Here is a 22,082-nt window from a genome sequence, read left to right as displayed (position 1 = left end):
GACTATTGTTGGTTAACCCCGGGGCTACCCTCTTTTCCCGGCACAATCAGGGACTTGCCCCGTTCTGCAGCCATGCCTCGCTATTATTTCCACGTGCACGGTCCGCGCGATCGTCTGAGAGACGAGGAGGGGCTGGTCCTGCCCGACGCGGAGGCAGCCTGGTACCAGGCGCTGCGCAGCGCGCGCGAGATCATCCGCGCCGACGTTCAGCTCGGCTGCGGCTTCGACGAGCAGGCGATCGAGATTGCCGACGACAAGGGGCGGCCGCTCAGCCAGCTGCCGCTGCGGGACGTGGCGCGCTACGCGATGTGAGCCAGTGGCGGCCGGGGCGGCGTAGGCGGCGGGTCAGACCCGCTTGAACACGCCCTTGACGATCTTGCGCGGCGCCGGGGCGACGATCGCCTCCAGGTCGCTCGGGTGAAGCGGCGTTTCGAACTCGCAGCCCGCCTCGTTGCCCCGCACCCACACCACGCGGCTCCGCTTGGCTTCGAAGCCGGCGACCTTGAGCCAGACTTCGGAGCCTTCCTCGCACGGTTCGGCGGTGTCGCACTTGAAGCCGCCCGTCGAGATGTCGAGCACCACGATCGCAGCTGTCTTCGATCCGTCCTCGCGCAGCGCGCCGGCGATGTTGACGATGCGCCGCGTGGCCTTGCGGCCGTCCGTGATCGGGATCTGCGACAATTCCGCGTTGATGAACAAGGCTTCCCTCCGCCGTTTCGAGCCTCGGCTCTACCGCCGCTTGGTTAACATTCCGTAGGGGTGAAATGGATGGGGCCGGCGCCCTCGCGGGAAGCCGGCCCCCCCTCGATACGCGACACGAGGGGCCGCCCGTGGGCGACGACGCACTCTATGGCGCCAAGCCGTTGAGAAGAGGCTGAACGGAACGGTTAGCGGCGGTTAAGGCAAAGAAGAAGGCGGAGCCGGCCTGCGCCGTCTCCGCCCCCCCAAGTCGCGTACCGTCACCCTTCCTAGGGCGAAACGATTACGAAATGCTTTGCGCCAGGCGTCAGCGCGGCGGCGGCGCCTCGTACGAACGCACGGCGTCGGCCACGCGGCGCCGCGCGTCGTCGATGCTCCGCTGCAGCGCGGGGGCGAGGATCGCCACCTCACGCGCCGCCGCGCCGATCCCGGCGGCGGTGCGCCCGACTTCGGCGTGGAGCCGCTGGCGGGCATAAGGATCGTCGCGGGTGGCGAGGTCGCCGACCGTCTCCGGCCGATAGGGATCGTAGCGCGCCCTGGGATCGACGGCGTCCACCACCGGCCCGATCCGCACGTCCATCAAAGCGTCGAGCATCCGGTCCAGCGAATCGCGGGCGCGCGCGAGCTCGCCCGGCGGCGGCAGCGGCGGACCGGCGCGGTCGTATCGGGAATCGTAACGCGGCGGCTGGGCCGCGGCGGCGGTGGCGGCGGCGGCAAGGCCGGCGGTCAGGATGAGCTTACGCAACATAATGCCTCCCTCGGTCAGGCAGAAATCGGCGCCCTCTGAAACGCACGAGCGGCCGAGTCGCCGCCGCTTTTATAGCATGGCGCTGAGCGATCCGTGAACGTCTCAGCTCGTCCTGCCGGACGGCTTCAGCCCCGCTTCCCGCTCAGCCCGCTGCAGTGCCACGGGAGCCGCCGCGATCCCCGCGCGCTCGCCGAGCTTGGTGGAGACCGCCTCCGTCTCCTGCTGCAGGCGTTCCGTGCTCGCCATATATTTGGCGCCGACGCCGCTGCCGAAGAATCGGATCAGCTCGTCCATCTCCTGCGGCGTGAACATGGCGTCATACGCCTGGGCGATGGCACGCTTCAGTTCGGGATATTGCTTGCGCAGCTCCTTCTGGAACTCCTCGCTCATCAAGTCGGCGACGCGGGCGCGGCCGCCCGGGACCTTGGCGAAGAGCTGCGAGGCATAGGCTCGGGTGGCGGGGTTCGCCTCCAGGGTTGTGGTCACCTGGATGCCCATCAGCGGCACGAGCTTGCGGAACGCCGCATCCATCCGTGCCTCGAGCTGCACTGCCTCGACCAGCTTGAGGGCCGCCGCGCTCGGCGGCTTGCCGGGCGCAGGGGCCGCCTGCGGAGCGGTGGTGATGATGGCGGCTGGCGGCGGCGCGGACGCGGCCGGCGCCGCTGCGGCGAGCAAGAGCGGCAGGATCATGGCGGCGATTCCCCGTTTAAGGCAGGAGCTTAGCGCGCGTCGTGAGCCGTGCCTAGTGTGCCGCCAGCAGCCAGACGAGCGCCGCGCCGCCGGCGGCGATGCGGTACCAGGCGAAGGGCGCGAAGCCGCGGCGGGTGACGATGCCGACGAACCACCGCACCACCACCAAAGCGACGACGAAGGCGATGACGGAGCCGAGCGCTATCGCTCCGAGCCCGACCTGGCCGCCGTTGGAAAGCTCGTGGCGATGGCTGAACAGCTGCACAGCGCTCGCCCCGAACATGGTAGGAATGGCGAGGAAGAAGCTGAACTCGGCCGCCGTGCGCCGGTCGACGCCGAGCGCCAGCGCGCCCATGATCGTCGCGCCCGAGCGGCTGATGCCGGGGATCATCGCCAGGCATTGCAGCACGCCGATGCCGAGCACGGTGCCGAGCGAGAGGTCGGCGATGCCGTGGTCGTGCCGCGGCTTCGCGACCTTCTCGACGCCGAGAATGGCGACGCCGCCGACGATCAGCGCCACCGCCACCGTGATCGGCGAGAGGAGCAGGGCCTCGATCTTCTTGTGCAGCACGATGCCGAGCACCGCCGCCGGGAGGAACGCGACGAGCAGGTTGCGCACGAACCGGAACGAGGCCGCGTCGCCCCTGAACAGCCCCTGCAGCACCGCCCAGAAGGTGCGCCAGTAGAGCACGACAATCGCCATGATCGCGCCCAGCTGGATGACGATGTTGAACACCTCGAACCGCGCCCCGTCATAATGGAGGAGCGAGCCGGCGAGGATCAAATGCCCGGTCGAGGAGACCGGCAGGAACTCGGTAATGCCCTCGACGATCGCGAGCAGGATGATCAGCACAAGGTCGCTCATTTAGGCTCCGGCGTGTCGGCCCTCCCGCTGCGGCGGGACGGCGGGGAAGGGGAGGGACGGGCGCTCAGTAAGGCTGCTTGGCGGCGAAGCGGCCGTGGCGGCGATAAGCGGTGAGCCAGCCTTCGACGACCGCGATCATCGGCGTCTTGGGAATGCCGAACGCCTCGAGCCCGCGCGCGCCCTCGGCGACGACGCTGTCGCGCTGCAGCATCAGCCACTGGTCCCAGGTGAGCGGCGCGCCGGGCAGCCAGCCCAGCCCGCGGGCGAGGAGCCGGGCGATCGGATCGGGGACGTCGACCAGCGGCCGGTCGCGCTCGGTGGTGCGGCAGACGAACTGCACCAGCTCGCGCATCGTCATCACCTGCGGCCCGCCCAGCTCGTACGTCTTGCCGCCGTGGGTGCCGGGGTCGAGCGCCGCCGCGGCGATCGCCCGCGCGGCGTCGGCGGCATAGACCGGCTGCATCTTCATCGCCCCGCGCACCACCGGCAGCGCCGGGGCGATGCGGGCGAGGCCGGCGAAGCGGTTCATGAAATTGTCCTCGCGGCCAAAGACGAGCGAGGGGCGCATGATCGTGGTGTTGGGGAAGGCCGCGCGCGCCGCCGCTTCCCCTTCGCCCTTGCTGGCGAGATAGGCCGACTGCGCCTCCGGATCGGCGCCGATCGCCGACACCTGGACCAGAGCCTCGGCGCCCGCCGCCGCGGCGGCCTCCGCGACGTTGCGCCCCCCCTCGGCATGCACCTCGTGGAAGCGTCCCTTCAAGATGCCGACCAGGTTGACGACCGCGTGGCTGCCCTCGGCGGCGGCGCGGACGCGTGCGGCGTCGGCGATGTCGCCGGCGACGAACTGGATCTGGCCGAGGCTCGCGAGAGGCTTGAGGAAGACCGCGGTACTCGGGTTGCGCTGGACGATGCGAACGCGGGCGCCGGTGTTGAACAGCGCCTGGGCGACGTAGCGGCCGAGGAACCCCCCGCCGCCGAACAACGTGACCAGCCGGTCCATCCGAAAAACCCTTGCCTGACCGTGGAAATGCGGCGCCTCTCTGCCGCGTCGCTCCCGCGTTGACAAGCGGCGACAGCACCCCTAGTTCGCGCCGCCTACCGACTGTTTCTCTCTCTTGGGCCCAGGTGGCGGAATTGGTAGACGCACCAGCTTCAGGTGCTGGCGCTCGCAAGGGCGTGGAGGTTCGAGTCCTCTCCTGGGCACCAACCCCCCTTTTCCGGGGGATCCCAAGAAATCCCGGCAGCTTGAAAAAATGGCAGTTTTCTGCCACCTTCAAGCTCAGAAAGTCCAACTGGTACTCATAGAGTCCCGCGGTCGATGTTGGCACTTTCGTTGGCATATTCGTATGAACAGCCGGGGAGTACCAACATGGCCATGACGGCCCTGCAGGTCCAGAATCTCAAGGGGGCTGACCGCCCCTACAAGGTCAGCGACGGCGGCGGGCTGCACCTGTTCGTCCAGCCCAGCGGCCAGCGTTACTGGCGACTCGCCTATCGGTTCGACGGGAAGCAGAAGACCCTCGCCCTCGGCGTCTACCCTAGCGTGAGCCTCGCTGCGGCACGGTCGAAGCGGGAGGCTGCTCGAAACGAGTTGGCGGAGGGGCGGGATCCGGGCGCGGCGGCTCGCGAGGCAGCGGCGGCCGCACTGCGGGCGCAGCAGACGACGTTCAAGGTGGTGGCCGACGAGTGGCTGGCGAAATGCGAGCGAGAGGGACGCGCGGCGATTACCCTTCATAAGCAGCGCTGGTTGCTCGCCTTCGCTTTCCCACGGCTGGGGAGCCGGCCGATCGCGGAGGTCACCCCGCACGAAGCCTATGAGGTGCTTCGTGCCGTGGAGGCGAAGGGGCATTTCGAGACCGCCCGGCGATTACGTGGCACCTGTGGTCAAGTATTCCGTTATGCGGCCGCGACTGGACGGGCGGAGCGGGACGTGTGTGCGGACCTGCGGGGCGCGTTGGTCACGCCGAAGGTGAAGCATCTCGGTGCCGTCACCCAGGTAGATGAAGTCGGCGGTCTGCTCGTCGCAATTGAGGGGTTCGACGGCTATCGGGTAACCCATGCTGCGCTTCGACTGGCACCGCACCTTTTCGTTCGCCCCGGCGAGCTCCGCCAGGCCGAGTGGACAGAAATCGATCTCGAGGAGCGCATTTGGTCCATTCCGTCGGCCAAGACGAAGATGCGGCGGCCGCACGTCGTGCCGCTCTCGGCGCAGGCTTTGGCTATTATCAGAGATATCCATTCGGTAAGCGGCCGCGGCCGCTACGTCTTCCCCTGCCAGGGGAAGCGGGATCGGCCAATGTGCGAGAACACGCTCAACCTCGCTCTTCAGCGCCTCGGGTACGGCGGCGGGCGCATGACTGCCCACGGGTTCCGCGCCATGGCAAGCACGCTCCTGAATGAGAGCGGGAGGTGGAATCCCGACGCGATCGAGCGGCAACTCGGGCACGTTGATGGCAACAGCATCCCGCGCATCTACGCGAGGGGCGAGTATTGGCCTGAACGTGTCCGGATGATGCAAGCTTGGTCCGATGAGCTAGATCGGCTCCGGGAGGTCGCCACCGGCGAGTCGCCAGTGGCGGCGAAAGCGGCCTGAGGCGCGTCGCGAGCGGTGGTTGCCCTGAGCTGAGGCGCGTTAAGAAGCGGTTCCTAGGGCGCAGAGGCTTGCTGGGGTGCCGCAGTGCAGCTGCAACGGTATCGCTACGACCGGCTTAGTCACCCGGGCTAAAAGCAATAGGGCAGCCGCCGCCTCCAGAACTAACGGGCGTGCGGCCACTCAGGACCCACCGATGCACCTGATGGTAACACCCCTGATCGGCCTTTGGGCGACGAGTACCAGCGGGAAACCGGTCGGTACTTGATCCTCATCGTAGGCCGTCAGCAGAGACGTGATGTTGATCACTCCGCTCCGGTCTTCGGCGTAGACCGTGTACCAGGGCTTGCGTCCTTCCTCGAGAAGACCTCGGTTCGACAGGTGTTTCCCAGCCATGAAGCCGGCTCGGACGAGATAGGTGAACCTCGCTTTGCCCGCCGGCAGGCGTTTTCCGACGAGCCTTTCATAGCGGGCGGGGGCTAGCGGCACCAGGCTCCGCTGCGTGAGCATACGGACGGCGCGAGCCAGTTCAGGCGTGCGGATTTGCTCGATGGTGACGTCCTTCCTCTCTTCGAGAACATGACCGCGAGTGGGCAGCGCCTGACACCAACTCTGATTTGTCCCTTGGGGAAGTGGCGAGATCCCCAGCAACATTCCTAGGAAGGCGATCTGCATCTTATTTGATCCCACAAGCCGCCAGGGCTGCTGCCACGTCCGCTTCGGTGATCCGTGGACCGGTGTTCGCGTTCATGATGCTATTTGGGTCGGAATTGTGCCCCCCATTCTGTGTTAGAGGAGGAAAGAGGCCCAATGCGCCGTGTCCCCATTCGTGGGCTGCTAATTTGCCGGAATATGCCGGAACATCCGGGTAATAGGACATGGCTGCGTAAAGTCCCGACTGCGAATTTCCACTGGTGTTGATGGGCATCACATAGAAAGGCAGTCCGTCCGATGACACCGTCACATGTGTGGTTACATCATATCTTCCAGCCGATGGATTGCTCATGTACTGATTAATGCTGTTGACGATAAACTGCTGGACCTCAGGTGGAACTGATCCTGGTGCGACGGGAGGGGCAGACCGGGCTGAGGCAGTGGCTCCCGGAACTGGCTTTATCGTCCCTGTGAAGGTCACCTTGTTACCCTCCTTGCGGGCGGTCGTGGATCCGCCAGGACACTTACCCTCCTGAACGTCCCCTGCGTGGTCGTTCTTGCCTGGAGCGTTCGACACCCCGAATTCCAAGGCTGCATTGGGTAATCTGGTAGCCTCGACAACGATAGGCGGCCCGCCGCCGTTCTCATCATCCCCACCGTCGCCGTCATCCCCGCCCTCGCCGCCGTCGCTGTCCTGCTTTGGCGGAAGACAATCGGAACGATTCGCGGCGCAAGGGGTCAGGCCAGTCGGATCGATCGAGTTCACCGGGTCGGAGCCAACGTAAGCGTAGCGGTTCATGCCACTACCATAGCCTACCGGATCCGTTTGTAAAAACCGCCCCATGGTAGGCGAGTAGAACCTCGCTTTATAATAATATAATCCCAGTTCGGACAGCCAAGCTTGGCCGGTATACTGGAACCGTCCTATATTGCTCGAGCGTGGTATGCCGTATTCGTCGTAAGTGTCGATCGCCACGCCGTTACCGCTCCTGTCGGCAAATCCCACCGGCGAACCGCGCTCGTCCGGGAGCGGGACGAGGGTATTCGAGCCTTCGTACCAGCCGATCGGCTCGTCAGCGCCCGCCCCGTGCGCGAAACGGCGAAGGTAGTTACCGCTCGCATCAAACTCGTCCAGGAGCGCGGACCCGTCGTATAGGAACTGGGTTGTCGCGGTTCCGCTGGTGAGCTGTGACATGCGGCCGAGCGGATCGTATGCCACAGTCGCCGCATGGCTGCCCGACGCCGTAACGAGATGGTTCTCGGCATCATAAACGAAGCTGGTAGAGCCGTCCGACGTCAGGTTTGCGTTGCCGTCGTAGGTAGGACTGGCCGACCCGGAGGCCGTATACTGGTTGAGGCCATTGGCAGTGTAGCCGCGACTTACATTGTAGTGCCCCGTCCAAGCGTAGCTGTCGTTGGATCCCGAGCGGGTCACGACCTGATCCGCGGGATTGTAAGTGAAGCTGAGACTTTGGTCGTAAGTAGTACCAGCCAAGTCATGTCCGAGGCTGGTGAGGCGCCCGATGGCATCGTAGGAATAGGCCGACGTCGAAGATCCGAAGTGACTTGTTGAAATCCGGGCGCCGGTGTTGTCAAAGGTATAAGCGGCGATCACCGAAGAACCGCCGTTCTCCTGAACGGCAGTAAGGCGGTCCAGTCCGTCATAGCTATATGAAGCATAATTCCCGTCAGGATGTGTGACACGAGTCCGGTTATTATGAAGGTCATAGGCATACGACACCGTCCTCGCCGCACCACTCATGTTGTTGGCCGCGGAGGTCAGCCGACCAAGCCCGTCATAGGTGTTGGTGATCCCGCTCCCGGTGATGGAGGCGAACCTTGCGTAGAGCATGCGTCCAAGCAGATCGTATCCGAAATACGTGGAATAGGATGACGCGCCGCTCGAGGATGTTGGCACATTCTTGACCGTGCGTCGGTTGAGAGCATCATAGGAGTAGGTGAGCGTCTCGTTCGCTCTTGTTCGTTGGGATGTGACGTTGCCATTGTCGTCGTACAGAAACTGCTCGTAGTTGGAGCTGTCACTGGAGCCCGCGCCCTTGCTCGAGCTTGGGTAGAGCGTTTGGTACAGCCTGTCGAAGCCGTCGTAGACGTAGCTTGTCTTGTTTCCCTCCGCATCGGTGACGGAGGCGACCTTTCCATTACTGCTGTAGGTCATCGTTGAGAGGTCTGCGGCATCCGACGTCCCGAAGGCGGCCGTCATTTTCGTCACTTCCCCCGCTGCGTCGTAAGCGGACTTTACGATCCGATCCGAGCCGTAAGAAGTAGAGGCGGCCGCCAATGTACAGGCATCGGAGGGCAAAGAAGCGTAGGTGGAGGGGTTCATCCTTGTCGCGGCGCACTGCGGCCGGCCATTCGTGTCATAACTCATCTGCGTGAGACCGTATGCGGTGCCCCCGGCGACGGTACTCTGCGTCACCGGACGACCGCTGCTGTCATAAGCCGTGTCCACTTCCATCTGAGATGAGAATGCCGCCCAATCAGCGTCGGAGGCGCTGTTGACGGTGCCGCGTTCGATCTTTGTCACGTGGCCACCCGCGTCGTACGTCGTACGGATCGCCGGGTTCTTGAGTGCCCCCGAGCCGTCTGGATCGGGAGCTATAACTCCCACCAGTTCACGATCGGCATTCCAGCGATAGGAGGTCGTGTCACCAGATCCGGCTATAGCCCCGTCAACGGACGTCACGTTACCGATAATATTGTAGCTGGTGGTTGTAGTAGCGCTCAGACTACCGTCACCAGTCCCCGCTGTACTCGTTGTCAGAAGGAGATTGTTTGCTGTTCCCGGTGAGCCGTAACCGAAAGTAGTTAGCGCCTCATCCGAGGTGCCGGCGCAGCTCGAGCCGGATTGGCACTGTGACATGGCCGTCAGACGGTATGTGTTCTGACCAGAAGCGACGATCGAACCAGCGCTGTTTTTAAGGTAGGCCTGCAGCGCCGTATAGGTGAAGCGAGTCTGGGGACGCGTCGCCAGCGGTGTCGGCGCCGGCAGCGTGACGGTGACCAGGCCTCCATGCGTGGAGTCGTACGTGAAATCGGTGGCGTTGCTGCGCGCGTCCGTGACGGACGTCGGCTTGTTGCATGTGAGGGAGTTCGTGCAGGTCGATGGGAAGGATGCCGCCTTGGTGATGGTGGTGATGCCGTTCTTGGCAATTTCTTGGGACTGAGTAACGTTGCCTCGGCTGTCGTATGCGTACGCGAGCTTGTTGCCCTCCGCGGATGCCACCTGCGTCAGTCGTCCGTATGTATCATAGGTGTAGCTGGTGGTCCTTCCGAGCTCGTCCTGCTCTGACGTCGGCAACCCCACGGTAGTGTCGATTACAGCGGTCCGTTGCGTCGCGTCCGGGTTGGTCCGCGTTGCCGTCAACAGCGGAGCCGACGAGCTCCAGGAGTAGGTCCAATTCCGTCCATGGCTTGACACGGACGAAACCCGGCCGTCGGATCCGTAGGTTGCGGTTTCGTCATCGGTCGTGGACCCGGGACGGCGGAACGCCGTGAGAGATCCGGCGGAATTTAACGTGTAGGTCGCGGCCCTCCCTGACGCATCTGTCACTGTGTACACCGTGTCCGTGCCTGACGCCGACGTAGACAAATTCATTGCCGGCCACGTCTGGGTCAGCGATGTACAACTGTCTGCTGCCGGATCACAATAGTCCACAGAATTATTGATGCCGGAAACCTTTGCGAGAGATAGCCAATCGGTTACCAGTGAGGTTGTCGAGTTCGTGCTGTACTCGAACTTCAGCATGAGGCCGGAGCTGGACGTAACCGACTGCACTCTGAGATGGCTGGTTGTCTTTGCTCCGCCCCGCGTCCCGGCACCAGTCGTGTTGCTCCGCTCCTTATAATTGAAAATCATCTTTTCACCCGTGGGAAGCGTGATAGACTGAGCTACCCCTGAGACCCCGACTTTGAAGTAATAGAATCGGTCGGCAGACGCGTTGAACGGCGTCTTGTCGAACTGAATGGCGGTTCCGTCACGGTCCGTGAAGGTCCATGTCGCACCGCTCTGAGCGAGTGCTTCACCGGATCCTTGCCTGTTTTGATATGCCCCGCCCGAAAGGTCAAAGTACAAGGTACGCGTACCCATCACCACCTCCGCAGTGGTGCCCGTGGCGTACACAGCGTACCGGTACGAAGCGTTTCAGCGGGAACTGCTGAGATAGTTGGAGAAGCGGAGGCCTGCACCGGCTGGACCGATGCTGACGGCTGAAGTCGGCACGGTGAGCGTTCCGGATGCTAGGTCAACGCCGTTCGAGTCAACGGACGAGCGCACCGGCGGCGCCGGAACATCCGTGGCTTGCGCAAACGCAGGGGATGCGAGCCCGGTTGAGCCGAGTAGCACGCAAGCAAGAGCTCGCGCCCGATATGATCGCAACGACATCAAAAATCCCCCACGGACAGGAAATAATAGGAAGACGGCCCTGCGGCCCCGGCGGCTAAGGTGGCGGGGAGCTGTTCGGGGACCCTGTTACGGTGACGTTCGAGCGGTTGTCCGCCTTGTCGTGCGTGTAAGTCGTCGTCACACCATTGTTCACGGTGCCGGTTCGCTCAACTTTGATTAGGCGACCTCGAGCATCGTACGTGTAAGTGATTGTTTCGGTAGCGGCGGCGATCGTGCCGGCTGCAATCGACGCGATTGCAATCGAAGCTCTTGTCAAAAATAGGACGCGCCGCATAACCGCTTCCTCTCCCTTGAAACCCCAATAAAGAGCCCCGAACTAGAGGAGTCAAGCTCATTGACTTGTCTATGTCTTTCAGGCGGTTATTGCGGACGGTTTTCGCAATTGGAACGACTCATGAACGCCGTTCGTGAGGTTTACAATATCTAGTCGGTATTTTTACCAGCATTTTAGGTGGGATGCGGAATGAACCTACTCTCCTCTTCTCTTAATAAGGGGTGCATGCGCTAGAATTAGTGGCTGGATTCCAGCTAACGGCATCTAGGCGGGCGTCCGGCGCGATGCGCGCCCGAACCTCCGCCTCATCCGAACGTCGATTTTCCGCACTCATGGGGCGCACCCGCGAAAGAGGAACGGCGAGATGGGCAGACGGCAGAAAGGCCGGGCACAAAAAAAGCCTTTCACGAGTTCATTTCGCCGAGGCGTCAGTGCCTGTCGGGCCCGTCGGCTTTGGGGTCGCGTGTTGGCTGGAGAGTATCGCTCGCCCGGATCGATTTCGCTCCGAACCTTGCGGCTGCTATCCGAGATGGATCAGCGAACAGCGGATGACTTCGAGCAGGTGGCTGGTCACATCACCCAAGATTTCATCTACAGATCGGACCGCGAAAACGAGGGCGAGCCCCTCACAAGGTTGATGCGGCTGGAAACAGCAGGCCTCGTAGCGATGGGGGGAGGCTTCCTCACCCGCAACATAGCCCGGTCCAACGGGCTGATACTAATCGCGCGGGGAGATCCCCTCTCCTTAGCCGGAGAAATGACGCCGGGGGGAGCGCTTTCCGTGCCATGTGCTAACGTCACAGCCGCCGGCATGGAGCTCGCCCGATTGATTCGGAAAGAAGTTACATCTCGTGAAGCTTTGCTGCGCCTCCCGGACTTTCTGAAGGGTGACCGGTTTCGGAAGCTCATCATAGGGCAAGTGCTGGTCGAAGGGCGCCTCGACAACATGCAGGTGATCCACGCGCAATAGATACTTCTTGCGAAGGAACACCGTAAGACTCGGCAAGCTGCGGTGAACGGAGCGGGCCAGCGGCCTGACACACCGCCCTCAGGGGGCCATCCCGCCTGAGCCTAGGAAAACGCCCGCCGTCCTTTAAAGGTCGACTACGTCCGGCGAATTACACCACGATGAAGTCCGCGGCGCCGAGCGTCGGGACGTTGCTGAGGGTGGCGACGAGGACCGCTGCGCCGGCTCCGGTTCCGTCGGCGTCCCAGAGCAGGCGCCCGTCGTCGGTGTCGAAGAGGAACTGGCCCGTCGCAGACGTTGCCGTCGGGTCGGTTCCCGACACCAACGAGACCGCGCCGCCTGCGATCAGGCCGCCTCCAAAGCCGCTGGCGGAGATCTGGATATGGTCCGTTCCGCCTTCGAAGTCGGCGATCGTGTCCGCTCCGTCCGAAGCGGACTGGAAGGCGAAGATGTCGGCGCCGCCCCCCCCGATCAGCAGGTCGAACCCCGGGCCACCCAACAGGAAATCACTGCCGTCGCCGCCGGACAGGACGTCGTCGTCATTGCCGCCCGACAGACTGTCGTTGCCGCCTTCGCCGGTGAGATTGTCGAAGCCGTCGCCGCCGGAGATCTGGTCATCGCCATCTCCGCCGAAGACGCTGTCGTTGCCGGCCTGACCGAACAATTGGTCGTTGCCCTCGTCGCCGGAGATGGAATCGTCCCCGTTGCCGCCCTCGATGAAGTCGTTGTCGGCACCGCCGTACAGGGTATCGATACCGTCGCCGCCATGGATCACGTCGGCGCCGGCCAGGCCGAAGACGGCGTCCTGGCCGCCGAGCGCATCGATCGTGTCGGCACCGACACTGCCGATCAGCACGTCGTCATCATCGGTTCCGGTGATCGTGAGACCAGCCGGTAGGGACCCGTTGGGGTCGTAGCCGGGGCCGAAATTGGCGTCCGTGAAATCTGCGGCGATGGTGTTCTGGAGGATGGCGAGCGTCTGCCAGCTCGCGCCGTTGGCGGTCCCGTCCTGGTCCCATTCGAGCAGCGTGTCGGAGCCGCTCTGCTCGAGCCGCAGGAAGCCCGTGCCGAACGGGTTGGAGCTGCCGTCCCAGCCCAAGAGCAGGCTGAGCAGCCCGCCGTCCTCGCCGTCGAGCCGGAACATGTCGCCGCCGGCCCCGGTCGTGAAGTCGGTGACGGTGATCGCCGCACTGCCTTCGTCGGCATGGGCGAGCTCGATCGTGTCGCTGCCGCTGCCGGTCGTGATGGTGCTCGCAGTGTCTCGATAATAAAGGCGGATCGTGTCGTCGCCGCCGCCGCCGTCGATCGTCTGGGCTCCGTCGCCCGAGCCGGCAACGATGAGATCGTTACCGAGCCCACCGCTGAAGCTGTTGACCCCGGCGAGATCGGAAAGAATGTCGTCGCCGTCGCCGCCGTCGAGACTGTCGTCCCCGCTGGCGCCGTCGAGACTGTCGTTGCCGTCGCCTCCGGAGAGCGTGTCGTTGCCGGTGCCGCCGCTGAGGATATCGTTGCCGGCCTGGCCGAACAATTGGTCGTTGCCGCCGCCACCCGCCAGAAGATCGTCGCCGTTGCCGCCGTAGAGGGTGTCGCTGTCGCCCTGGCCGTTCAGCTGGTCGTTGCCGTCGCCGCCATCGATCAGGTCCGCCCCGGCATTGCCATTGACGGTATCGTTCCCGCCCAGCGCATTGATCGTGTCGCCGCCTGTCGTGCCGTTTATGGTCTCGCTGCCGTCGGTGCCGGTGATCGTCTGGCCGGCCGGCGTCGACCCGTCGGGACTGTAGCCGGGGCCGAAATTGGCGGCGGTGAAAGCCGCGGCATCGGTGTTCTGGAACACGACGAGCGTCTGCCAGTTCGCGCCGTTGGCGGTCCCGTCCTGGTCCCATTCGAGGAGCGTATCGGAGCCGCTCTGCTCCAGCCGCAGGAAGCCCGAGCCGAACGGGTTGGAGCTGCCGTCCCAGCCGGAAAGCTGCCCCAGCAGCGGCCCATCGTCGCCGTCGAGCCGGAACATGTCGCCGCCGGCCCCGGCCGTGAAGTCGGTGATGGTGATCGCGGACGTGCCTTCGCCCGCGTAGGCGATCTCGACGATGTCGCTGCCTGCGCCGGTGGTGATCGTGCTCGCATTGTCCCGATAATAAAGGCGGATCGTGTCGTTGCCGTCGCCGCCGTCGATCGTCTGGGCACCGTCGGCCGAGCCGGCAATGATCAGATCGCTGCCCAGGCCGCCTGAAAGGCTGTTGGTCCCGCTCAGGTCGATCAGGATATCGTTGCCATCGCCGCCGTCGAGCGTGTCGTCGCCCTGACCGCCCGTCACGAAGTCGTCGCCACTGCCTCCCAAAAGGACGTCGTTGCCGTCCCCGCCGTCCAGATTGTCGGAGCCGTCGCCGCCCGACAGCTGATCGTCGCCAGCGTCGCCGGAGAGGGCGTCGTTGCCGGCCTCGCCCAGCAATTGGTCGTTGCCGTCGTCGCCGGACAGGGCGTCGCCGCCATCGCCGCCCGTGATCAGGTCGCTGCCCCCGCCGCCGAACAGGACGTCCGAGCCGTCGCCGCCGGAAATCACATCCGCGCCGCCCCGGCCGAAGACGGTATCGTTGCCGCCGAGGGCGGTGATGGTGTCGTTGCCGGACGTGCCGGTAAGCGTTTCCCCCGCATCCGTGCCGGTGATCACGACGCCGGCGTCGGCGGCGCCCTCGACCGAGATCGTGAGGGTTGAGAGCGACTGCGCGCCATGCTCGTCCTCGATCGCATAGCCGACGATCACGACCGCGGTCTCGCCCTCTTCGAGATAGTCGAAGTCCGTTCCAGGGTCGAACCGGACATGGTTGCCGGCGACGCTCGCAATCCCCTGGCCGGTGGGGGCAGAGGCGTCGGTGACCGTCAGCACCGCGCCGTTGTCGACGTCGCTGTCGTTCGCGAGCACGTCGACCAGCAGGATGGTATTTTCCCCGGTGGTGGCGGTGTCGGCATTGGCGACGGGGGCATCGTTCACCCCTCCGATGTGGAACACGAGCGCGCCGGTGTCGGTGCCGGTGCCGTCGGAGACGGTGTAGTTGAAGCTGTCCTGGACCTCGGCGCCTTGCGCAAGGGCCTGGGCGGACGCGAACAATGTGTAGCTGTAGGTGCCGTCGGCGTTGAGCGTCAGCGTGCCGTAGGTCCCGGTGAACGTGCCGCCCGTCACGGTCAGGGGCTGGCCTTCGAAATCGAAGTCGTTGTCCTTCACGCTGCCCGAGAGGCTGCTGTAGGTTCCTGCGTCCTCGTCGATGAAGACATGGTCGTCACCGGCGACCGGGGCATTGTTGGCCCCGCCGCCGAGGTTGATCACTCGGTCCGCGAAAACCAGCCGCTCGACGCGGATCAACCGGTCGTCGCCGTCGGCGCCGGCGCCGCCGAGATGGGATACGTGCAGATAGCCGCCGGCGGCAAAGAAGGAATATTCGTCGATCGCGCCGGAATAATAAACGGTGTCGAACCCGTTATTGCCGTCGATCAGGTCGTCGCCGGCGCCCCCCGTGATCCTGTCGTCGCCATTGTCACCGAACAGAGTGTCATTGCCCGCGCCGCCGAACAGCTGGTCGTTGCCGTTGCCGCCATGGATCTGGTCGTTGCCGTCGTCGCCGGACAGAGTGTCGTTGCCGTTGCCTCCGTCGAGCTTGTCGTCGCCGGTGCCGCCGGAGACCGTGTCGTTGCCGTTGCCGCCGGCGAGGGTGTCGTCGCCGCCCAGGCCCGACATCGTGTCGTCGCCGTTCGAGCCGTTGATGATGTTGCTGGCGCTGGTGCCGGTGTAAATAGCCACGTCGCTCTCCCCCTTTGAGTTCTCTGGGGGAAAAGCGGTGGTGGCGCGCAAAGCAACGGAGCCGCGCCGGCCAGGATCGCTCAAGCGAACAGGGCTCGCCGGGTCTCTATTGTATCTGCGGACTCCCTAGGTCGGATCGCGCCGGGCGCGACCTCCAAAGGAAACTTTGCGCGTCCGCGACTCACTCCCCCTCAAATCACAATCGGGGAGAATGACCCTCTGTGGATACCGAGTCTACATGATTTTATTTGACCTGATATTGCGGTGCGCCAAGCCCAAGCCTCGATCGCAGGGGGGCGACTATTCACATTCAGGAAGCGGCATTGGCCGAGCTTCTCGCAATGTCGGTCTCGGGCGGAGTCGTCAGGCGGACACGGGCTAGCGCTGGTCGCTCGCGACCGGCTTCTTAAAAGACCCCGCCCAATGTTCCGGCCCTCCGCAAGGTAACGACGATGCTACTGGAAGCGGACTTCCCGAGGAGCCAAGCCGAAGCCTTGGCAGGCGCGAGGGCAGGGCTCGCGGTTCGGTCAGGCCTCTGCAGCCCCTTCGGGCTCACCGCCATCTCCGCCGTCGACGAAGTAAGGCTCCACCGCGCCCGTCAGCTTGATCGTCAGCGGGCGGCCGTGGCGGTCCATCGTCTTGCCGGCCTGGACGCGGATCCAGCCTTCGGAGACGCTATATTCCTCGACGTCGTGGCGCTCGCGCTCCTTGAAGCGAATGCCGATGCCGCGGCGCAGGATGTCCGCGTCGAAATGCGGGCTGCGGGGGTCGAGCGAAAGGCGGTCGGGCGGCGTGTCGGCCATAGGGGCTGGGTCTTTCCTGCTGCTCCGGACGGCCCCTTGCTCAGCGCAGCTTGCTGATCTTGAGGCCGTCCATCTTCGCGCGGTCCTTCACCGACTCCTCGGTGCGGGTCAATGCCTTGGCGATCGCCTTCAGCGACATCTCCTTGCCCGCCAGAAGGTGGAGCTTCTGGATCTCGTCCTGCTTCCAGGGCTGGCGGTGGCGGGCGAAATTCTCCGCCATCAATCCTGGGCCACCGTCCCCTTGGTCGACGGCTTGGCCGCGATCGTCTTCTTCACTTCCTTCTTCGGCTTGCGCGTTTCCTTGTTGCCGCGCACCTGTCCCTTGGCCATCGATCATCTCCGTAAAAAGGGTGGGCCAACGCATCGGCGACTTCGCGCTCTATGTCGAGACCCTTCGGGGGGTCGCGGCGACGGCGGCGGCAGGCTAGGGGGCCGCATGGCCGACCGCCCACGCTTCGCATTCTCGATCGCCGCGACCGACGGCCGCGCCCGCACCGGCACGCTGTCGATGCGCCGCGGCGACATAAGCACCCCTGCATTCATGCCGGTCGGCACCGCCGCCACCGTCAAGGCGATGAAGCCGGCGGACGTGCGCGCGTCGGGCGCCGACATCCTGCTCGGCAACACCTACCACCTGATGCTCCGCCCCGGCGCCGAGCGGGTGGCGCGGCTCGGCGGCCTCCACGCCTTCATGGGCTGGGAGCGGCCGATCCTCACCGACAGCGGCGGCTATCAGGTGATGAGCCTTTCGGAGCTGAGCAAAGTAACCGAGGAGGGCGTATCCTTCCGCAGCCATCTCGACGGCTCCAAGCATATGCTCTCGCCCGAGCGCTCGATCGAGATCCAGCGCCTGCTCGGCTCCGACATCGTCATGGCGTTCGACCAGCTCGTCCCCACCACCGCGCCGCGCGCCGACCAGGTCGCCGCGATGGAGCGTTCGATGCGCTGGGCGCAGCGCTCGCGTGACGCCTTCGACGCGGGCGGCGCGCACGCGCAGGCCGCCGCTTTGTTCGGCATCCAGCAGGGCGCGCTCGACGAGGGGCTGCGCAAGGCGTCGGCGGACGCGCTCGTCGGGATCGGCTTCGACGGCTATGCGGTCGGCGGGCTGGCGGTGGGGGAGGGGCAGGAGGCGATGTTCGCCTGCCTCGATTTCGCGCCCGGCCAGCTCCCGGCCGACCGCCCCCGCTATCTGATGGGCGTCGGCAAGCCGGACGACATCGTCGGGGCGGTCGAACGGGGCATCGACATGTTCGATTGCGTCCTCCCCACCCGCTCGGGCCGCACCGGCCAGGCCTTCACCCGCGCCGGCCCGATCAACATCCGCAACGCGAAGTTCGCCGAGGACACCGATCCGCTCGACCCCGACTGCGCCTGCCCCGTCTGCCACGGCTGGTCGCGCGCCTATCTCCACCACCTGGTCCGCGCCGGCGAGATATTGGGGGCGATGCTGATGACCGAGCACAACCTCTATTTCTACCAGGCGCTGATGGCGGACCTGCGCGCCGCCATCGCCGGACAGCGCCTGACGGCTTTCGCCGAGTCGTTCCGCGTCCGCTACGAATCGAAGGGTGGCTGAGGGCGAGGCGCTCTTGACAATCGCCGGAAAATAGCCACTTTTCGGGAGCCAACCGGCGGCTCTTCACGGCCGGCCACGGCCTGTGCGGCACCCCCCTTGATCCATGTTCGCCGGTGCTGCGGTTGCGAAAAATCGCCCCTTTGGCTATGGGCTCGCCCTTCCCGGAGTAGTGGATGCCGTTCGCCAGACCGACTTTGCCTGCCCTGCGCCTGCCCGCGCTTCGCCTGCCGACGCTCCGCCGGCCGACGATGCCCGAGGCGCGCCACTGGCTCGCCGGCCTCGTCCTCGCGACGACGGCGGCGCTGTACCTGGTCGCGGGGCTCAGCATTGGCGCGCTGCAGCCGGCCTCGACGGCGGCCCATGCCAACGTCCCCGGCAACATCCAGCAGGCGCTGCCGACCGGCGCGCCGCCGGCGGCCGATCCGCTCCAGTTCCGAACCGACGTTAGCCCGCAGGACGCGGTCGCGCTCAACGCCGCCATTCCGCTCTCCACCGATGCCAATCCCGCCGCGCGGCCCTATCGCGAGGCCTTCGCCACCCCCGCCGACCATACCCGCGCCGTCGAATGCCTCACCGCCGCGGTCTATTACGAGGCGGCGATGGAGCCGGTCGATGGCCAGCGCGCCGTCGCGCAGGTGGTGCTGAACCGCGCCCGTCACCCGGCTTACCCGAAGAGCGTCTGCGGCGTCGTCTTCCAGGGTTCCGAGCGCACCACCGGCTGCCAGTTCACCTTCACCTGCGACGGCGCGATGATGCGCACGCCGGTGGCGGTGCTGTGGACCCGCGCCCGCATCGTCGCCGAGGAAGCGATCGCCGGCAAGGTCTACGCGCCGGTCGGCTGGTCGACCCATTATCACGCCAATTACGTCGTGCCTTATTGGTCCGGCACCCTCGCCAAGGCGGCGGTGGTCGGCCGCCACATCTTCTACCGCTGGGCGGGCGGCTGGGGCCGCGCCCCCGCCTTCCGCGGCGGCCCCGGCGGTTCGGAGCCGCAGATCGCCCTGATGCGCCGCGTCACCTCCGATCCTTCGACGCTCAGCGACGCTCCCGCGCCTGACGCCCTGCTTGCCGCCCAAGCCGCCGCTGCCGCCGCGGCTGCCGCCAACGGCGTGCCGACCGCGGTGACGCCGGAGAAGGGCGGGGTCGACAGCCTCTCGCGCGCCATCGTCCGCCGCTATGAGCCGATGACTCCGCAGGCTGCCACCGACAGCGCCATGGCGCAGGCCAACCAGCCCTCCTCGACCTTGCACTGGGCGCTTTCGGGCCTGCCCGAAAAGCCGCAAGCCGCGCTCGGTAAAAAGGCGCCCGACGCGGCCGCGGCGCCGACGCCGCCGCATTGCCTGGAAGGCGTCCGCCGCCTTCCCGCCGGCGGGGCGGGCGCCGCGGAGAAGCAGGGCTGCTAAGCGGCAGCTTGCAACACGCTCCACAGGCTCTACCCTTCCCCCCGATCCGGAGGGGAATGACATGAACAAGCTTTGGTTGGCTGCGGCCGTGTCCGTTGTTGCGCTGGGAGCGGCCGTCGCCGCGCCTGTCTACCCGCCCTTCGGCCTCGATCTCACCGCCCCCGACAGATCGGTAAAGGCCGGCGACGACTTCTTCCAATACGCCAACGGCGCCTACCTCGCCCGCACCGGCATCCCCTCCGACCGGCCTTCCGCCTCCCGGCGGCTCGAGATGACCGACCGGATGGAGGCGCAGCTCCACATTCTGATGGAGGATGCCGCCAGAGCGCCGGCCGGGAACGACAATCGCTTCAAGGTCGGCACCTTCTATTCCGCCTTCATGGACGAAGCGCAGGCCGAGCGGCTCGGCGCCGCGCCGCTCCGCCCGGAGCTCGATGCGATCCGCAGCGCGCCCGACCGCGCCGCTCTTGCCGGGCTGATGGGGCAAGCGGATTCCGGGCTGTACCCGTCCGTGTTCGGCTTCGGCATCGACACCGATCTCAAGCACCCGGATCGCTACACGGTGTATATGGGCCAGGCGGGCCTGGGCCTCGCGGATCGCGATTATTATCTGAAGCCCGAGCTGGCGGCGAAGAAGGAAGCTTATCGCCTCTATGCCGCGAAGCTGCTCGGCCTCGCCGGCTGGGCCGATGCGGCGCGCGCCGCCGACGCGATCGTCGCCTTCGAGACGCGGGTGGCCGAGGCGAGTTGGACCAAGGTCCAGCAGCGCGATCTGAACGCCATCTACAATCCCCTGACGCCCGCGGAGCTTCGCGCCCTCGCGCCCGGCTTCGACTGGGCTCCCCTGCTGGCCTCCGCCGGCCTGGCAGGCAAGGCGCAGGTCGTGGTCGCCGAGAAGAGCGCCTTCCCGAAGCTCGCCGCCATCTATGCCGAGACGCCCGTCGACACGCTCAAGGCGTGGATGGCGTTCCGGACGGCGGACGCGGCCGCGCCGTACCTCTCCAAATCCTTCGTCGCCGCCCATTTCGATTTCCACGGCCGCGTGCTGACCGGCCAGTCGGAGATCCGGCCGCGCTGGAAGCGGGCGATCGTCGCCGTCGGCGGCGGCGATTGCGGGGCCGACCCGCAAAGCTGCTTCGGCACCATCGCCTGGGCGGTCGGCGACCTCTATGCCCAGCGCTACTTCCCGCCCGAGACCAAGGCGAAGGTCACGGTGCTGGTCGGCAACCTCAAGGCCGCCTTCCGAGACCGCATCGTGAAGCTCGACTGGATGGGCCCCGCCACCAAGCAGGAGGCGCTGAAGAAGCTCGACACCTACTCGATCAAGGTCGGCTACCCGGACAAGCCGCAGCGCGATTATGCCGGTGTCACCATCCGCCGCGACGACCTGCTCGGCAACGTCCGCCGCGCCGCCGCCGCCGACTGGGCCTTCCTCGTCCGCCGCAGCGACGGCTCCGTCGACCGTAGCGAATGGTCGATGACCCCGCAGACCAATGACGCCTATAACGGCTCGCTCCGCGACATCGTCTTCCCCGCCGGCATCCTCCAGGCGCCGATCTTCGACGCGGCGGCCGATCCGGCGATCAACTATGGCGCGATCGGCGGCGTCATCGGTCACGAAATGACCCACGGCTTCGACGACCAGGGACGGCTGATCGACGCCAGCGGCGCCTTGCGCGACTGGTGGACTCCGGCCGACGCCGCCGCCTTCAACGCCCGCGCCGAGCGGCTGGGGGCGCAATATGCCACCTACGAGCCGGTGCCGGGCTTCCACATCAATCCCGGCCTCACCATGGGCGAGAATATCGCCGACCTGGGCGGCCTCTCGATCGCCCTCGACGCCTATCACCGCTCGCTGAACGGGAAGCCGGCGCCGGTGATCGGCGGCCTTACCGGCGACCAGCGCGTGCTGCTCGGCTGGGCCCAGGCGTGGGCGGGCAAGATGCAGCCCGATGCGATCAAGGCAATGACCGTCGGCGACCCGCACAGCTTCCGCAAGTTCCGGGTCAACGGCGTCGTGCGTAACATCGACGACTGGTATGCCGCCTTCGGCGCCTCACCCGGGCAGGCGCTCTACCTCAAGCCCGAGGAGCGCGTCCGCATCTGGTGAGGCGATGGGCTCAGCCGGCGTCGGCGGCGCGCTCGAGGGCAGCGACGTCGAGTTTGACCATGTGCATCATCGCCTCCATCGCGCGCCTGGCGCGGCCCGGGTCGGGATCGGCGAGCAGCTCGATCATCCGCTTCGGCACCACCTGCCACGACAGCCCGAAACGGTCCCTGCACCAGCCGCAGGCGACCGGCTCGCCGCCGTCGCCGGTCAGCGCCTCCCAATAGCGGTCGACCTCCGCCTGGTCCTCGCACGCGACCGAGAAGGAGACCGCTTGGGTGAAGGGATTGTTCGGCCCGCCGTTCAGGCCCTGGAACGGCCGCCCGCACAGCGTGAATTCCACCAGGATCGCGTCGCCGGCCTTGCCGTTGGGGTAATCGGCCGGGGAGCGCTGGACATGATCGACGCGGCTATCGGGGAAGAGCGTGGCGTAGAAGTTCGCCGCCTCCTCGGCGTCGCGATCGAACCACAGGCAGGGGGCGATGCTGGTCAT

The 22,082-nt window shown here is 65.8% G+C and carries 17 protein-coding genes and 1 tRNA gene; 7 read left to right on the top strand and 11 right to left on the bottom strand.

Annotated features, from left to right (window positions below; all coding sequences use genetic code 11):
- Positions 1–72: 72 nt before the first annotated feature.
- Entirely contained in the window at positions 73–312 is a 240-nt protein-coding gene (locus tag VGC56_RS13470) for a DUF6894 family protein (RefSeq protein WP_464125653.1), read from the top strand.
- A gap of 33 nt (positions 313–345) precedes the next feature.
- On the opposite strand, the gene VGC56_RS13465 is transcribed toward VGC56_RS13470, so the two are convergent.
- From VGC56_RS13465 to VGC56_RS13445, 5 genes are all read right to left on the bottom strand, one after another.
- Entirely contained in the window at positions 346–699 is a 354-nt protein-coding gene (locus VGC56_RS13465) for a PilZ domain-containing protein (RefSeq protein ID WP_464125652.1), read from the bottom strand.
- A gap of 307 nt (positions 700–1,006) precedes the next feature.
- The gene (locus VGC56_RS13460; RefSeq protein ID WP_464125650.1) at positions 1,007–1,444 is read right to left on the bottom strand and encodes a hypothetical protein; all 438 of its coding nucleotides are present in this window, start codon (positions 1,442–1,444) and stop codon (positions 1,007–1,009) included.
- Between the two features lie 105 nt (positions 1,445–1,549).
- Complete coding sequence (locus VGC56_RS13455) at positions 1,550–2,137, bottom strand: DUF2059 domain-containing protein (protein ID WP_464125649.1); 588 nt, start codon at positions 2,135–2,137, stop codon at positions 1,550–1,552.
- 52 nt (positions 2,138–2,189) lie between these two features.
- Complete coding sequence (locus VGC56_RS13450; protein WP_464125647.1) at positions 2,190–3,002, bottom strand: undecaprenyl-diphosphate phosphatase; 813 nt, start codon at positions 3,000–3,002, stop codon at positions 2,190–2,192.
- A gap of 64 nt (positions 3,003–3,066) precedes the next feature.
- Positions 3,067–4,002: a complex I NDUFA9 subunit family protein gene (locus VGC56_RS13445; RefSeq protein ID WP_464125645.1), complete on the bottom strand. Its 936-nt coding sequence runs from the start codon at positions 4,000–4,002 to the stop codon at positions 3,067–3,069.
- A gap of 119 nt (positions 4,003–4,121) precedes the next feature.
- Here VGC56_RS13445 and VGC56_RS13440 point away from each other — a divergent pair.
- Both VGC56_RS13440 and VGC56_RS13435 read left to right on the top strand, forming a co-directional pair.
- Positions 4,122–4,208, top strand: a tRNA-Leu gene (locus VGC56_RS13440).
- Between the two features lie 163 nt (positions 4,209–4,371).
- Positions 4,372–5,595, top strand: a complete 1,224-nt coding sequence (locus VGC56_RS13435) for a tyrosine-type recombinase/integrase (protein WP_464125644.1) — start codon at positions 4,372–4,374, stop codon at positions 5,593–5,595.
- A gap of 180 nt (positions 5,596–5,775) precedes the next feature.
- On the opposite strand, the gene VGC56_RS13430 is transcribed toward VGC56_RS13435, so the two are convergent.
- Together VGC56_RS13430 and VGC56_RS13425 are read right to left on the bottom strand one after the other, a co-directional pair.
- Positions 5,776–6,267 carry a hypothetical protein gene (locus tag VGC56_RS13430; protein ID WP_464125643.1) on the bottom strand — a complete coding sequence of 164 codons (492 nt, stop codon included), beginning with the start codon at positions 6,265–6,267 and terminating at the stop codon, positions 5,776–5,778.
- A gap of 1 nt (position 6,268) precedes the next feature.
- Positions 6,269–10,354: an RHS repeat-associated core domain-containing protein gene (locus tag VGC56_RS13425; protein WP_464125641.1), complete on the bottom strand. Its 4,086-nt coding sequence runs from the start codon at positions 10,352–10,354 to the stop codon at positions 6,269–6,271.
- A gap of 953 nt (positions 10,355–11,307) precedes the next feature.
- On the opposite strand from VGC56_RS13425, the gene VGC56_RS13420 reads away from it, so the two are divergent.
- Positions 11,308–11,913, top strand: coding sequence for a DUF2806 domain-containing protein (locus tag VGC56_RS13420; RefSeq protein ID WP_464125640.1), 606 nt, complete (start codon positions 11,308–11,310; stop codon positions 11,911–11,913).
- Between the two features lie 148 nt (positions 11,914–12,061).
- Here the strand turns inward: VGC56_RS13420 and VGC56_RS13415 are convergent, their stop codons facing one another.
- The 3 genes from VGC56_RS13415 to VGC56_RS13405 form a co-directional block, all read right to left on the bottom strand.
- Positions 12,062–15,700, bottom strand: a complete 3,639-nt coding sequence (locus VGC56_RS13415) for a beta strand repeat-containing protein (RefSeq protein ID WP_464125639.1) — start codon at positions 15,698–15,700, stop codon at positions 12,062–12,064.
- A 527-nt stretch (positions 15,701–16,227) separates the two neighbouring features.
- On the bottom strand, positions 16,228–16,503 hold the full coding sequence (locus tag VGC56_RS13410; protein WP_464125637.1) for a DUF3297 family protein: 276 nt from the start codon (positions 16,501–16,503) through the stop codon (positions 16,228–16,230).
- Positions 16,504–16,543: 40 nt separating this feature from the next.
- Positions 16,544–16,723: a hypothetical protein gene (locus VGC56_RS13405; protein WP_464125635.1), complete on the bottom strand. Its 180-nt coding sequence runs from the start codon at positions 16,721–16,723 to the stop codon at positions 16,544–16,546.
- A 216-nt stretch (positions 16,724–16,939) separates the two neighbouring features.
- Between VGC56_RS13405 and tgt the strand changes: the two genes are divergently transcribed.
- The 3 genes from tgt (at position 16,940) to VGC56_RS13390 (ending at position 21,592) form a co-directional block, all read left to right on the top strand.
- On the top strand, positions 16,940–18,079 hold the full coding sequence (gene tgt / locus VGC56_RS13400) for a tRNA guanosine(34) transglycosylase Tgt (protein WP_464125633.1): 1,140 nt from the start codon (positions 16,940–16,942) through the stop codon (positions 18,077–18,079).
- Positions 18,080–18,252: 173 nt separating this feature from the next.
- A complete protein-coding gene (locus VGC56_RS13395; protein WP_464125631.1) occupies positions 18,253–19,482 on the top strand; it encodes a cell wall hydrolase in 1,230 nt (409 codons plus the stop codon).
- A 61-nt stretch (positions 19,483–19,543) separates the two neighbouring features.
- Positions 19,544–21,592: a M13 family metallopeptidase gene (locus tag VGC56_RS13390; RefSeq protein ID WP_464125629.1), complete on the top strand. Its 2,049-nt coding sequence runs from the start codon at positions 19,544–19,546 to the stop codon at positions 21,590–21,592.
- A 10-nt stretch (positions 21,593–21,602) separates the two neighbouring features.
- On the opposite strand, the gene VGC56_RS13385 is transcribed toward VGC56_RS13390, so the two are convergent.
- Positions 21,603–22,082 carry a VOC family protein gene (locus VGC56_RS13385; protein ID WP_464125627.1) on the bottom strand — a complete coding sequence of 160 codons (480 nt, stop codon included), beginning with the start codon at positions 22,080–22,082 and terminating at the stop codon, positions 21,603–21,605.

It is taken from the genome of Allosphingosinicella sp. (genome assembly GCF_036403745.1).
Taxonomy (GTDB): Bacteria; Pseudomonadota; Alphaproteobacteria; order Sphingomonadales; family Sphingomonadaceae; genus Allosphingosinicella.
Note: the sequence above shows the minus strand (reverse complement) of the source record. Positions and strands in the feature narration are given on the sequence as shown.

Coding starts and splice junctions, on each gene's coding strand:
- VGC56_RS13405 (WP_464125635.1), bottom strand. CDS start 16,723: ATGGCGGAGAATTTCGCCCGCCACCGCCAGCCCTGGAAGCAGGACGAG.
- VGC56_RS13395 (WP_464125631.1), top strand. CDS start 18,253: ATGCCGTTCGCCAGACCGACTTTGCCTGCCCTGCGCCTGCCCGCGCTT.
- VGC56_RS13385 (WP_464125627.1), bottom strand. CDS start 22,082: ATGACCAGCATCGCCCCCTGCCTGTGGTTCGATCGCGACGCCGAGGAG.
- VGC56_RS13420 (WP_464125640.1), top strand. CDS start 11,308: ATGGGCAGACGGCAGAAAGGCCGGGCACAAAAAAAGCCTTTCACGAGT.
- VGC56_RS13390 (WP_464125629.1), top strand. CDS start 19,544: ATGAACAAGCTTTGGTTGGCTGCGGCCGTGTCCGTTGTTGCGCTGGGA.
- VGC56_RS13445 (WP_464125645.1), bottom strand. CDS start 4,002: ATGGACCGGCTGGTCACGTTGTTCGGCGGCGGGGGGTTCCTCGGCCGC.
- VGC56_RS13435 (WP_464125644.1), top strand. CDS start 4,372: ATGGCCATGACGGCCCTGCAGGTCCAGAATCTCAAGGGGGCTGACCGC.
- VGC56_RS13425 (WP_464125641.1), bottom strand. CDS start 10,354: ATGGGTACGCGTACCTTGTACTTTGACCTTTCGGGCGGGGCATATCAA.
- VGC56_RS13430 (WP_464125643.1), bottom strand. CDS start 6,267: ATGCAGATCGCCTTCCTAGGAATGTTGCTGGGGATCTCGCCACTTCCC.
- tgt (WP_464125633.1), top strand. CDS start 16,940: ATGGCCGACCGCCCACGCTTCGCATTCTCGATCGCCGCGACCGACGGC.
- VGC56_RS13410 (WP_464125637.1), bottom strand. CDS start 16,503: ATGGCCGACACGCCGCCCGACCGCCTTTCGCTCGACCCCCGCAGCCCG.
- VGC56_RS13455 (WP_464125649.1), bottom strand. CDS start 2,137: ATGATCCTGCCGCTCTTGCTCGCCGCAGCGGCGCCGGCCGCGTCCGCG.
- VGC56_RS13470 (WP_464125653.1), top strand. CDS start 73: ATGCCTCGCTATTATTTCCACGTGCACGGTCCGCGCGATCGTCTGAGA.
- VGC56_RS13450 (WP_464125647.1), bottom strand. CDS start 3,002: ATGAGCGACCTTGTGCTGATCATCCTGCTCGCGATCGTCGAGGGCATT.